This is a genomic window from Arthrobacter sp. NPDC057009, from assembly GCF_042673905.1.
Classification (GTDB): domain Bacteria; phylum Actinomycetota; class Actinomycetes; order Actinomycetales; family Micrococcaceae; genus Arthrobacter.
This window is the reverse complement of sequence record NZ_JBHUSB010000005.1, coordinates 71,300-83,102: the sequence shown is the minus strand read 5'-3', so window position 1 is coordinate 83,102 and position 11,803 is coordinate 71,300. Positions and strand designations below refer to the sequence as shown.

General features: G+C 66.5%; 12 protein-coding genes and 1 tRNA gene. 4 read left to right on the top strand and 9 right to left on the bottom strand.

Translation table 11 applies throughout. From position 1 onward, the window contains the following. Positions 1 to 5: 5 nt before the first annotated feature. From iolC to ACFTR6_RS07130, 8 genes are all read right to left on the bottom strand, one after another. Positions 6 to 1,037 carry a 5-dehydro-2-deoxygluconokinase gene (gene iolC / locus ACFTR6_RS07165; RefSeq protein ID WP_377957372.1) on the bottom strand — a complete coding sequence of 344 codons (1,032 nt, stop codon included), beginning with the start codon at positions 1,035 to 1,037 and terminating at the stop codon, positions 6 to 8. A gap of 217 nt (positions 1,038 to 1,254) precedes the next feature. Then, entirely contained in the window at positions 1,255 to 1,659 is a 405-nt protein-coding gene (locus tag ACFTR6_RS07160) for a tautomerase family protein (protein WP_377957371.1), read from the bottom strand. Positions 1,660 to 1,881: 222 nt separating this feature from the next. Beyond that, positions 1,882 to 2,355: an SRPBCC domain-containing protein gene (locus ACFTR6_RS07155; protein WP_377957370.1), complete on the bottom strand. Its 474-nt coding sequence runs from the start codon at positions 2,353 to 2,355 to the stop codon at positions 1,882 to 1,884. Positions 2,356 to 2,497: 142 nt separating this feature from the next. Next, complete coding sequence (gene sucD / locus ACFTR6_RS07150) at positions 2,498 to 3,400, bottom strand: succinate--CoA ligase subunit alpha (protein ID WP_076798715.1); 903 nt, start codon at positions 3,398 to 3,400, stop codon at positions 2,498 to 2,500. Between the two features lie 30 nt (positions 3,401 to 3,430). After that, entirely contained in the window at positions 3,431 to 4,597 is a 1,167-nt protein-coding gene (sucC, locus tag ACFTR6_RS07145; RefSeq protein WP_076798716.1) for an ADP-forming succinate--CoA ligase subunit beta, read from the bottom strand. A gap of 224 nt (positions 4,598 to 4,821) precedes the next feature. Then, positions 4,822 to 5,493, bottom strand: coding sequence for a hypothetical protein (locus ACFTR6_RS07140; RefSeq protein ID WP_377957487.1), 672 nt, complete (start codon positions 5,491 to 5,493; stop codon positions 4,822 to 4,824). Between the two features lie 125 nt (positions 5,494 to 5,618). Continuing rightward, positions 5,619 to 8,147, bottom strand: a complete 2,529-nt coding sequence (gene pcrA, locus ACFTR6_RS07135; RefSeq protein ID WP_377957369.1) for a DNA helicase PcrA — start codon at positions 8,145 to 8,147, stop codon at positions 5,619 to 5,621. Positions 8,148 to 8,256: 109 nt separating this feature from the next. Beyond that, positions 8,257 to 9,105 carry an inositol monophosphatase family protein gene (locus tag ACFTR6_RS07130; RefSeq protein WP_377957368.1) on the bottom strand — a complete coding sequence of 283 codons (849 nt, stop codon included), beginning with the start codon at positions 9,103 to 9,105 and terminating at the stop codon, positions 8,257 to 8,259. An 88-nt stretch (positions 9,106 to 9,193) separates the two neighbouring features. Here ACFTR6_RS07130 and ACFTR6_RS07125 point away from each other — a divergent pair, with 88 nt between their 5' ends. Beyond that, entirely contained in the window at positions 9,194 to 9,838 is a 645-nt protein-coding gene (locus ACFTR6_RS07125) for a hypothetical protein (protein ID WP_377957367.1), read from the top strand. Here the strand turns inward: ACFTR6_RS07125 and ACFTR6_RS07120 are convergent. Next, a complete protein-coding gene (locus tag ACFTR6_RS07120) occupies positions 9,835 to 10,620 on the bottom strand; it encodes a DUF998 domain-containing protein (protein WP_076798719.1) in 786 nt (261 codons plus the stop codon). The two genes, ACFTR6_RS07125 and ACFTR6_RS07120, sit on opposite strands and share 4 nt — an antisense overlap. Positions 10,621 to 10,707: 87 nt before the next feature. Here ACFTR6_RS07120 and ACFTR6_RS07115 point away from each other — a divergent pair. The 3 genes from ACFTR6_RS07115 (at position 10,708) to ACFTR6_RS07105 (ending at position 11,737) form a co-directional block, all read left to right on the top strand. Then, a tRNA-Arg gene (locus tag ACFTR6_RS07115) sits at positions 10,708 to 10,780 on the top strand. A 1-nt stretch (position 10,781) separates the two neighbouring features. After that, on the top strand, positions 10,782 to 11,336 hold the full coding sequence (locus ACFTR6_RS07110; RefSeq protein WP_377957366.1) for a DUF6314 family protein: 555 nt from the start codon (positions 10,782 to 10,784) through the stop codon (positions 11,334 to 11,336). Further along, entirely contained in the window at positions 11,333 to 11,737 is a 405-nt protein-coding gene (locus ACFTR6_RS07105; RefSeq protein WP_076798721.1) for an NUDIX domain-containing protein, read from the top strand. The genes ACFTR6_RS07110 and ACFTR6_RS07105 overlap by 4 nt, the downstream gene beginning before the upstream one ends. Positions 11,738 to 11,803: the final 66 nt, after the last annotated feature.

Sequence of the window (11,803 nt, the reverse complement as noted above, 5' to 3'; positions counted from 1 at the left end):
GAGGCTCACAGGGCCGCTCCTTCAGGGGTAAGTGCACTGGAATCCTGGCCGGGAACAGCAGCATCGGGAACGAGGCGTCCGCGCTCAGCCAGCAGCGAGGTGACCTCCGCCGGCGTCGGCATGGCATCCGCGCAGGACAGCCGGGAGGCGACAATGGCGCCGGCGGCGTTGGCGTAGTCCAGGACCTGGGCCAGCGGCCAGCCGGAGAGCAGGCCGTGCACGAAGGCGCCGCCGAAGGAGTCGCCGGCGCCCAGGCCGTTGACCGTCTCCACCGGAACCGGCGCGGACACGACGCGTTCGGTACGGGTCTTGGCCATCACGCCTTCCGGGCCGAGCTTCACGACGGCGATTTCAACGCCGGCGTCCAGCAACCGGTCGGCCTGCTCATCAGGGGTGCCCGGGCCAACGGCCACGGAGCATTCCTGGTCGTTGCCGATCGCGACGGTAACGTGCGGCAGGATCCGGGCCACCTGCTCCCGGGCTTCCTCCTCCGAAGCCCAGAACATCGGGCGGTAGTCGAGGTCCAGGATGGTGTGCTGGCCTTCGGTCAGGCCGGTGCGGGGCCGTGCCTCGTGGGCCTTGATGTGCGCCTCGCGGCTGGGCTCCTGGCACAGGCCGGTCACCGTGGACCAGAAAATCCCTGCGTTGCGGATGGCGTCGGTGTCCAGCTCGTCGGCTTTGATCTGCAGGTCCGGCGCCGTCGGGAACCGGCCGTAGAAATACAGCGGGAACTCATGGGTCTCGGGCATGATGGCGCAGAACGTGGCCGGCGTCTGCAGGCCCTGGACCGGGGAGACGAAGGAATCGTCCACGCCGAACTTCTCCAGTTCGCGGTGCAGGTAGGTACCGAACGGGTCATCGCCGGTGCGGGTGATAACGCCGGTGCGGCGGCCGTGGCGGGCAGCGGCAACAGCAACGTTGGACGGGGAGCCGCCAAGGTACTTGCCGAAGGACGTCACATCCTCCAGCCCCACCCCGATGTCGTTCGGGTAGATATCAACGCTGATTCGCCCGATCGTGAGCAGTTCGTGGGTCACGGTAATCGTGGACCTTTCTTTTGGATCTCAACCTCTAAGCAGCCGAACGGCCAGAGCCCCGTTCCGCGGCCCCGTGAGCGGGGCCACAAGAACTACTGTGCCCTAGAATTTATGTCCTGTCAAAGGTTTGTACTGACATATTTACAACAAGCGCCGGCACTCCAGCGCATCTCTCGCAGCACGGCAAAAGACGCCTGGCGCGGGGGTTATTCCGCCCCTATTTCTTCGGAACGGCAAGCTCTCCGGTGACGTACTGCGCGCGGCCAAAACCGAAGGACCAGTCGCCCGCGGTGTTCTCGACGTAGCCAATGAAAACGTCCTCGCCGGCAACGCCCAGGGCCCCCAATTTTTCAGCGACGGCAGCGAAAAGGCTCTGCTTCGCCCCCTGGCTCCGCCCGCCCTGCGTGAAGATCTGGATCATGACGACGTCGCGCGTCCGCTCGAAGCCCAGCCCGGCGTCCTGGGCCACAATCTGCCCCGCGCCGTGTTCGGTAACGATGTGGAAGTAGTCGCGCTCCGGGATGCCGTATTCAGCCAGGATCGCGTCATGGATGCCCCTGCTCAAGAGGTTGAGTTCATCATGGCTGCGTCCCGAGTGGACGTCGATTCGCACGAGCGGCATTGTATCTCCTTTGATAGTTTGTCCTGACATACTATCAAACCTGAATCGTCGCGCAAGGGCCTGCCTCGCCCCCTGCCCAACCAGCTCGCAGTAGTTGTCGTTTTCAGCCCTCAAAACGACATCTACTGCCAGTCAGTTGGGTGTTAAGACGGACGACGGCGGCCGGTGACCTTCGAACTGAAGGTCACCGGCCGCCGTCGTAATGTTCTTTGACTGTCGGCCCTACTTGGCGAGTATCTCCTCAAGGCGCTCGTAGCTGTCACGCATGCCGCTTTCCATCTCCTGCGGGGCCATGCCGCCGCGGGCCTCGACAGTGGGGCATACCAGATGGCCACGGAGGCGGGAGCGGCCACCGCCGAGGTCCTCGAAGTTCGTGAACTCGATCATCACAACATCCGGAAACCCGCTGAATTCGAACGTCTGGACGGTGAACTCATTCTCCCGGACCGTGTGGAAGAACCCGTTGGCGGCGTGCGTCACGCCATCGGTGCCGGCGTGGTTGTACAGATAGCTTCCTCCGGAACGGTAGTCATAATGGTCAATATCCACGTTGGTGCCGCGCGGGCCCAGCCACTGGGCAAACAGCCCGGGCTCCTTGTGGGCGCGGAACACCTCCGCCGCCGGAAAATCGAATTCCCGCTGCCAGTCAATGAAGGGGACATTGTCCGGGACGGTGAACTGGAGTGCGTTGCTCATGATCGGTCCTTCCTGGCTGCAGCCACACGCTAGACCTCAAACCGTCCGGGCGCAACAGTTAAACAGAAACGCGGGGTCACTCGTTGCCCGATCCGGGGGGTGGATTGGGCTGGGAGTGACCCCGCGTTGGCTGAGGTGCGGCCTAGAGGGCTGCGAAGACCTCGCGCAGCAGGCGGGCGGTCTCGGACGGCGTCTTGCCGACCTTCACGCCTGCAGCCTCGAGGGCTTCCTTCTTAGCCTGGGCGGTACCGGCGGAACCGGAGACGATGGCACCGGCGTGGCCCATGGTCTTGCCTTCCGGAGCCGTGAAGCCGGCCACGTAGCCGACGACCGGCTTGGTGACGTTGGCCTTGATGAAGTCGGCGGCACGCTCTTCGGCGTCGCCACCGATTTCGCCGATCATCACGATGGCCTTGGTCTCGGGGTCGGCCTCGAACGCAGCCAGGGCGTCGATGTGCGTGGTGCCGATGATCGGGTCACCACCGATGCCGATGGCGGTGGAGAAGCCGAGGTCGCGCAGTTCGTACATCATCTGGTAGGTCAGCGTGCCGGACTTGGACACCAGTCCGATGGGACCCTTGCCGGTGATGTTCGCCGGGGTGATGCCCACGAGGGCCTCGCCCGGGGTGATGATGCCGGGGCAGTTCGGTCCGATGATGCGGGTGACCTGGTTGCCGTCGGCGTCGACCGTGGCCTGTGCCAGTGCCCAGAACTCGGCGGAGTCCTGGACCGGCACGCCTTCGGTGATGACGACGACCAGGCCGATGCCGGCCTCGATGGCCTCGACCACGGCGGCCTTGGTGAATGCCGGCGGCACGAAGACGATGGAGACGTCGGCGCCGGTCTCCGCCATGGCTTCCTTGACGGTGCCGAAAACGGTGATCTCGTTATCGCCGTGCAGGACCGTGGTACCGGCCTTGCGGGCGTTGACGCCGCCCACGATGTTGGTGCCGGCCTTGAGCATGAGGGCGGTGTGCTTGGTGCCCTCGCCGCCCGTGATGCCCTGGACGATGACCTTGGAGTCCTTGTTCAGATAAATAGACATGTTTTCTTTCCTAGATCTCGACCGGCTCGATCAGCGGGCGTTGGCGAGCTCGGCGGCCTTATCGGCGCCCTCGTCCATGGTGGCGGCCAGGGTAACCAGCGGGTGGTTGGCCTCGGCGAGGATGCGGCGGCCTTCTTCGACGTTGTTGCCGTCGAGGCGGACGACCAGCGGCTTGTTGGCGGAGTGGCCCAGCTCGGCCAGCGCGCCCACGATGCCCTTGGCAACAGCGTCACAGGCGGTGATGCCGCCGAAGACGTTGACGAACACGGACTTGACCTGCTCGTCACCCAGGATGACGTCCAGGCCTGCGGCCATAACCTCGGCGGAGGCTCCGCCGCCGATGTCCAGGAAGTTGGCGGGCTTGACGTTGCCGTGCTTCTCACCGGCGTAGGCGACGACGTCCAGGGTGGACATGACGAGGCCTGCACCGTTACCGATGATGCCGACTTCACCGTCCAGCTTGACGTAGTTCAGGTCCTGCGCCTTGGCCTTGGCCTCGAGCGGATCTGCGGATTCCTTGTCCTCGAGCTGGACGTGCTTCGGGTGACGGAATTCCGCGTTCTCGTCCAGCGAGACCTTGCCGTCGAGGGCAACGATCTCGCCCGCGCCGGTCTTGACCAGCGGGTTAACCTCCACGAGGGTGGCGTCTTCCTTCTTGAAGACGTCCCAGAGCTTCAGAATGACGCCGGCGACCTTGCCGCGCAGTTCCTCAGCGAAGCCGGCGGCAGCGACGATTTCGTCGGCCTTGGCCTGGTCGATGCCCACGGCGGGGTCAATGGCAACCTTGGCCAGGGCCTCGGGCCGCTCAACGGCGAGCTGCTCGATCTCCATGCCGCCTTCAACCGAGCACATGGCCAGGTAGTTGCGGTTGGCCCGGTCCAGCAGGACGGAGAAGTAGTATTCCTCGGCGATGTCCGCACCCTGAGCGATCATCACCTTGTTGACGGTGTGGCCCTTGATGTCCATGCCCAGGATGTTGGTGGCGTGCTCAAGTGCCTCATCGGCGGACTTGGCGACCTTGACGCCGCCGGCCTTGCCGCGGCCACCGACCTTAACCTGTGCCTTGACGACAGTTACGCCGCCGATGTTCTCGGCAGCTGCCTTTGCTTCTTCAGGAGTGTGCGCCACGATGCCGGCGAGCACGGGTACACCGTGCGCTTCGAACATATCGCGCGCCTGATATTCAAACAGGTCCACGGTTTAGTGTCCTTCTACGTCGAAGTAGTTTCTGTACAGCCGGACAACACCCAAGGGTGGGGACCGGGCTGCGGAATTTATGCGCCCTGCGGCAGGTCCGGAAACGAGCCACGCGGCGTAATGCTCCTCTCGGAACTTTAGTCCTTTGGAGGGACCGGCCGGTTCCAGACTACCTGTTCTGTGAGTAACGACACTATTCTATGGACCGTAGAAAAACCGCGGGATTACGGGGTTTTTGGGGCCTTGGCGGGCGCCGTTTGGGCGTTTTTACCCTTCGCCGGGATGAGTTCGTAATGATCCCGGCTGAGGAAGAAACCGACGCCCGCTGAGACGTTTCCGCACGCTACCCCGGAACGGTACGCGGAGCACCGCAAGCCGTTGCGTTCGAGGTTGCCGCCCTCGGGCAGGACGGGCAGCTTTGAGATGGGCCCGCCGGGCCTCCCCTTCGGCCCGTACTCGGCCTCCATCTGCGTTACGCCCGACCTGCATTCGCCGTACCGGGCCCGGTCAGGCGTCAGGAGCGCGGCGCCGCCCAGGTAACCCAGCCCGGTCCCCGAGCAGTCGTCGGTGACGTCGGCGGCCGCCGGAGCGGGATATACGGCGAGCTGGCAGTGCGCCACGGGCACAGTTGCCAGTTTCGCGTTGTCAGGATCGCCGAAGTTGTTGGCTTCGTAGGGCAGGTTCAGGTGTGGCCCGCGGGCAGACGTCAGGGCGCACACCAGGTTCCGGTCCGCGGTGACAAACGCCAGCACGTCCTCCCCCGCAGCGAAGTCGGCGGGGTCAGTGAGCGGCGCCTGTTTCAGCTGTTCGAGGGCCGGCAGCGGTGGCGGCGGCGTGTACTCAGGATCCGCGACGGTCACGGAACACCCGGCCAGGGCCGTGGAGACCAGGGCCACGGCGACCCGGGCCGCCGCGGAGAACCGGGCCGCCGGGGAGAACCGGGCCGCCGGGGAGAACCGGGCCGCCGGGGAGAATCGTGCCAGGCCGGCGGCAACGCGTTCGGGGCGCCGCACCGGCACGCTCAGGCGTCGATCTTGGTCAGCGGCGCGTACCGGAGCAGCAGCCGCTTCTCGCCGACATCGAACTTCACCTTGGCCACGGTCTTGTCCCCGGCGCCTTCGACGGCGAGCACCGTGCCGTTGCCGAAGCTGGTGTGGTTGACCTTGTCCCCCACGCTGACCGCAATGACTTCCTTCTGCGGCTGCACGCGGTTTTTCGCGACGGCGGCAGGGACGTCGGCGTTGAACCCTGCGGAGGAATCAGCCCTGTTGCCCCGGGCCGTTCCCGCGCCCCAGAAGGATCCGCTGTACCGGTTCGACCCGATGGACGCCCCGCTCCCCCAGCCCCCAACCTGCCGGCTGGTGCCCTCGCGCTTCCATTCGACCAGCTCGGAGGGAATTTCCTCCAGGAACTGGCTGGCCGGGTTGTACTGGCTCTGCCCCCACATGTTGCGGACCTCGGACCGCGTGACGTACAGCCGTTTCCGGGCGCGTGTCAGTCCCACGTAGGCAAGCCGGCGCTCCTCTGCCAGTTCCTTGGGGTCCGTGGCGGAGCGCTGGTGCGGAAAGAGCCCGTGCTCCATGCCGGTAAGGAACACCACCGGAAATTCGAGGCCTTTGGCCGTGTGCAGCGTCATGAGCGTGACCACGCCCAGCCGCTTCGCCTCGGCCACCGCGGCGTCGATGTCTGCGCCGGGGGCGTCCGGAATCTGGTCAGCGTCGGCCACCAGCGATACCTGTTCCAGGAACGCCTCGAGGGAGCCTTCGGGGTTCTCCTGCTCGTATTCACGCACGACGGCGACGAGCTCGGCGAGGTTTTCCACCCGGGACTCGTCCTGCGGATCGGTACTGGAGCGCAGTGTGGCGAGGTAACCGGTCTGTTCCAGCACGGCCTCAAGCGCAGCCGCGGCGCCCGAGCCTGCGGCCACCTCAGCGAGGTCGTCCAGGAGCTTGACGAAGCCGAGCACGGCGTTGACGGAGCGGGTGGCCATGCCGGGTGCCTGGTCGGCGCGGCGGGCAGCGGCCATGAACGAGATGCGTTCCCGCTCTGCCAGCGCGGCCACGGCACCCTCGGCCCGGTCCCCGATGCCGCGCTTGGGTTCGTTGAGGACGCGGCGGAGGTTGACGTCGTCGTCCGCGTTGACCAGCACGCGCAGGTAAGCCAGGGCGTCCTTGATTTCCTTGCGCTCGTAGAACCGGGTGCCGCCCACCACCTTGTACGGCAGGCCCACGCGCACCAGGACGTCCTCAATGGAACGCGACTGCGCGTTGGTGCGGTAGAAGATGGCGACGTCGCCGGGGCGGAGGTTGTCCTCGTCCTGGAGCCGGTCGATTTCCTTGGCGATGAACTGGGCTTCGTCGTGCTCGTTTTCGCCCACGTAGCCGATGATCTTGTGGCCTTCGCCCTCCGCGGTCCACAGCCTCTTCTCGGGGCGGTTGGGGTTCCGGGAGATGACGGAGTTGGCCGCGCTCAGGATGTTCTGGGTGGAGCGGTAATTCTGTTCCAGCTTGATGGTGTGCGCGTCGGGGTAGTCGTTCTCGAACTCCACGATGTTGCGGATGTCGGCGCCACGGAACGCGTAGATGGACTGGTCGGAGTCGCCGACGACGGTCAGCTCCGCCGCTCCCGGCCCCTCGCCGACGATCTCCCGGACCAGGGCGTACTGCGCGTGGTTGGTGTCCTGGTATTCGTCCACCAGGACATGCCGGAACCGGCGCCGGTAAGAATCGGCGAGCGCCGGGAAAGCCCGGAACATGTACACGGTCTCGGCGATCAGGTCATCAAAGTCCATCGCGTTGGCCTGGCGCAGCCGCTGTGTGTACCCCTTGAAGACATCCGCCACGGCGCTTTCGAACGGGTCACTGTGGTTGGCAGCGGAGGCGAAGGAATCGGCGTCGATGAGCTCGTTCTTGAGCGCGGAAATCTTGTGCTGGATGGCCTTGGGTGCGAACTTCTTGGGGTCCAGGTCCAGGTTCTTGGCCACCAGTGTGATCAGCCGCAGGGAATCGGCGGAGTCATAGATGGAGAAGTTGGATTTCAGCCCGACATTGGCGGCCTCGCGCCGCAGGATCCGGACGCAGGACGAGTGGAACGTGGAGATCCACATGGCTTTGGCCCGGCCGCCCACGAGGGCCTCGATGCGTTCACGCATTTCCGCGGCGGCCTTGTTGGTGAACGTGATGGCCAGGATCTCGCCGTGGTGGGCGCGCTTGGTGGCGATGAGGTAGGCGATCCGGTTACTGAGCACACGGGTTTTTCCCGAGCCGGCGCCGGCCACGATCAGCAGTGCGCTGCCGGAATGTTTGACCGCTTCTTCCTGCTGCGGGTTCAGGCCTGCCAGCAGCGCCCCGGCGTCCGGGAACTGGTGCCGGGCGTGCTCCCCTGCATGTTCGTCTGCCTGGCCGGCTGCAGGGTGGCCCGCGGGTTCGCCCGGGCCGGCGCCGAATGCGGGTGTCATCAGCCCTGTTTCGGGGCGCGACTTTGTGATGGCACCGGCGTGGGAACCAGCCTTGAACGGACCGTCAGCGTAGGGGTCAAACAACATATCCATGGTGACTACAAGTCTAGGCGGTGGGACTGACACCCGAAGCCGCCCTGTGGATAACTCAGGCGGCGGGCCGGCAAAGCAGGCCACCCAAAAATGCGCAGCCGGCGGAAACCTAGTCGACCGAGCCGGACTCGAGGGCGGCACGCAACTGGTGCACCGCCGTCGTTCCTCCCGCCATGAACCATTCCAGGCCGTTGACGCGGACGGTGCCGGCCATGCCGCCGGCGGCCGTCACGATCGCTTTTCCGGGCAGCCAGTCCCATTCGGGGCAACTGTGCTGGAACCAGCAGCCGAGCTGCCCGTCAGCGACGCGCCCCAGGTCGCAGGAGCCGGATCCGAGCATCCGCAGCGTCGCGGCGGAGACGGCGGCGGCGTGCCACGGCATGGCGCACATCGGGTCGGAGAGCCAGCGCGGATGGATGTACGTGGCGGCGCCGAGGTGGGAAATGTCGACGGCGTTGCGGTTGGTTCCGTCCTCGCGGTAGGTGGTGACGGGGTCGCCGTTGAGGGTGGTGGCGCGCTGCTTGCCGCCGATCCAGAGCTTGTCCTCCTCGGGCTGGAATATGGCGCCGAGGAGCACATCGGACTCGTCCTTGAGCGCGATGGCTGAGCACCAGTACGTGGACCCCTGCAGGAAGTTGTAGGTGCCGTCCACCGGATCGATGACCCAGGTCCGGCCGCTGCTGCCATGCACCGCGGCGCCTTCCTCACCCAGGACGCCGTCGTCGGGGCGGCAGCGCCGCAGTTGCTCGAGGACGTACGCTTCCGCGGCGTGGTCCGCGGCGGTGACGACGTCGGAGATGGAGGTCTTGCGCTGGGCGTCAAGGCCGCCCTGCCGCATCAGCAGTGCCAGCTGCCCGGCCTCGCGGACCAGTTCGGCGGCCAGCTCGTAGTCATCGAGCTCGGGGCTCAGGTTGGTGGCGCTGTGTTTGCCCAGTTTGTGTCTGCCCAGTTCCGTCACGGTTCCCACCCTATCGGCGCCGGGCCTGCCCTGCACAGCACGCCGGGTGGGGAGGGGCGGGTGCATCGGGGCGGGCGATAATGGACGCATGGCCAAGACACCTGCACAGCGGATCAAGAAGCACGGCGCAAGGGCCGCAGTTCCCCAGCACGAACTGCCTCCGGTGATCAACCCCGGCACCAGCCGCTCGCCCGCGAAGGCACAGAACAACGCCAACCTGATTGTCATCGCGGGCTTGGTGGCGAGCCTGTTCCTGTTCTGGTACCTCCACCTGCTCACGCTGAACCAGCTCACGCAGCTCTCCGGCGGGCTGGCCATGCCCGACTCCCTGGTGGGCGGCTTCGACACGGGCTACGTCGAACAGCTCCGCCGCGCCCTGGACGGGGACGCCCGAGGCCAGCTCAACTACGTCCACAAGACGGCAGGCACCCTGTTTCCGCTGATCTTCGGCTTCACCTGGCTTCTGGTGATTGGCACCAACGTGGCCCGGAAGGCGCTGCGCTGGGCGCTGTGGGCGCTGCCGCTGCTATTCGTGGTGGTCCGGCTGTGGGGCAACGTCACCATAGATTCCATGATCGCCGCCGTTAACCTCGACGCCGGCCAGGTCGCCTTGGCGTCGGGCCTCACCGTGGCCGGCTGGGTGCTGTTCGTGGCCAGCCTCCTCGCCGGCGGCGCCGCCATGTTCCTGGGACGCCGGTCTTCGAAGAAAGCCGCCCCGCAGCAGGAAGCCTAGCCGCCGGACGCCGCCCGGGCCCGGGCGGCGAAGGCCTTGCGCACCTGCCGTTCCTTCCGGACGCGCTGGGCGACAACAAGGCCGGCGGCGGAGAGCCCCATAGTGATCGGATAGGCCATCAGCCGCTCCAGAGTTCCGGGCTCGGGGACGTCCAGGCCAGCGACGGCGGCCGTGACCAGCGCAGCCGTGGACACGCCGCCAGCGGCGAGGACGAACCAGCCCAGCGGCGACTGGCGGAGCCACAGCGTGCCGAGCAGCAGCAGCGCCAGGGAGCCGGCGATGAAGTACATCACGGCGCCGGCATAGTGCCAGGCCGATTCCAGGTCCTCCGGGACCAGCCCCACAATGATCGTGCCGGTGCCGGCGGTCCCGGTCAGGATCCGCACCGCCACTGCCGTGTACCAGGGCACTTCGCCGGTATGGCTCGCCGCCACCCGCACACCGGCCCGGGCGGCCACCCGCAGCAGCGCCGAGCTCAGCAGCAGCGCACCCAGCAGCATTCCCAGGCCCTGCACCACGAAGGAGGTGTTCATCAGCACGTGCAGCGGCGAACAGATGCTGCGGCCGTCGTAGATTCCGCAGGTGACGGCTCCCAGATCGCTGATCAGCCCCGTCCGCCGGCTGTAGGGGGCCGGTCCGGCCCAGGCTCCGATGACTGCGGCCTCCGCCACCAGATACTGCACGACGCTGAGCACTGCCCACGCCCCGATGTACTGCCGCGTGGAGGCGGTGTCTGGCAGGAACGTTGCCCTAAAGGCGGGAACTTGAGCTGCGGCGGCCATGGCAAGAGCGTAGTACGCGCCGTCACCTTGTATGCTTATAGGCGTGCCCGAAGGGGCCGGTCCACCAACCGGCCGCGGCGGGCGCCCGCCCTCGTAGCTCAGTGGATAGAGCACGGCTCTCCTAAAGCCGGTGTCGTTGGTTCGATTCCAATCGAGGGCACTTGAATCTGCAGCACCCGTCCGAACTCCGCGACTATCTGCTGGGCGCACCGCCGGCGGACCCACCATCCTCCGGCCCTCCCCGGGCAGGGCGGTGGTCCGTGGAGCGGACCATGCTGGACCGGGCCGCGGGCACCCGCGGCACCTTTACCGGCGTCGTAATTTTTTCCCCCGACGGCGACGGCGGGCTCCGCTTCCATGAGGAAGGGACAGTGGTCTGGCCTACTGTGAACTGGCCTGCCGGGGACAATGACACCTTCACCGGCCCGGCCACCCGCGACTACCTGCTCCGGCCAGCTGACACACCCGACGCCATGGACATGCTGTTCCCCGACGGCCGGCCGTTCCACCGGATGGGTTTCTCGCCGGAGGCCAGCCAGGACCGGCACTGGTGCGATCCGGATACCTACCGGGTCACGTACGTGCGCCGCGGCGACAACGAATTCAGCTACGTGTGGGATGTCACCGGCCCGCGCAAGGACCTGCTTCTGGAGTCCGTGCTGCGCAGGCTTCCGGCCACCACAGCAACACCTGACCGGCTAGGCTCGAACCCGTGAATCCCCGCATCATCGTTTCCGCCGTGTGTGTCTACGACGCCGCGGGCAGGCTCCTGACAGTCCGCAAGCGCGGCACCGACAAGTTCATGCATCCCGGCGGCAAGCCCGAGCCCGGGGAGACCGCGGTGCAGGCCGCCGCGCGGGAGCTGCAGGAGGAAGTCGGCATCATCGTCGACCCCCGCGAACTGACGCTCATGGGCGTGTGGCTGGCCGACGCCGCCAACGAGGCGGCCACGGAAATCGAGGCGACCGTCTTCACGGCCCCCGGCACCTGGGTGGCCCACCCGTCCGCAGAGATCGCCGAGATCCGGTGGCTGGACCTCGCGGCGGAGTGGCCCGGCGACCTGGCGCCGCTGCTCACGGACCATATCCTGCCGGCGCTGGCGGAGTCCGGGCGCTGACACCGGTTTAGGGTCTTTCCGACCGACATTCAGGCGGGCCCCCCATGGTCCAAGGTGATGCCAAGG

Excerpts from the sequence above, each read along its gene's own strand:
- ACFTR6_RS07160 (WP_377957371.1), bottom strand. The coding sequence starts at position 1,659 with ATGCCGCTCGTGCGAATCGACGTCCACTCGGGACGCAGCCATGATGAA.
- ACFTR6_RS07155 (WP_377957370.1), bottom strand. The coding sequence starts at position 2,355 with ATGAGCAACGCACTCCAGTTCACCGTCCCGGACAATGTCCCCTTCATT.
- sucD (WP_076798715.1), bottom strand. The coding sequence starts at position 3,400 with ATGTCTATTTATCTGAACAAGGACTCCAAGGTCATCGTCCAGGGCATC.
- pcrA (WP_377957369.1), bottom strand. The coding sequence starts at position 8,147 with ATGGATATGTTGTTTGACCCCTACGCTGACGGTCCGTTCAAGGCTGGT.
- ACFTR6_RS07125 (WP_377957367.1), top strand. The coding sequence starts at position 9,194 with ATGGCCAAGACACCTGCACAGCGGATCAAGAAGCACGGCGCAAGGGCC.
- ACFTR6_RS07120 (WP_076798719.1), bottom strand. The coding sequence starts at position 10,620 with ATGGCCGCCGCAGCTCAAGTTCCCGCCTTTAGGGCAACGTTCCTGCCA.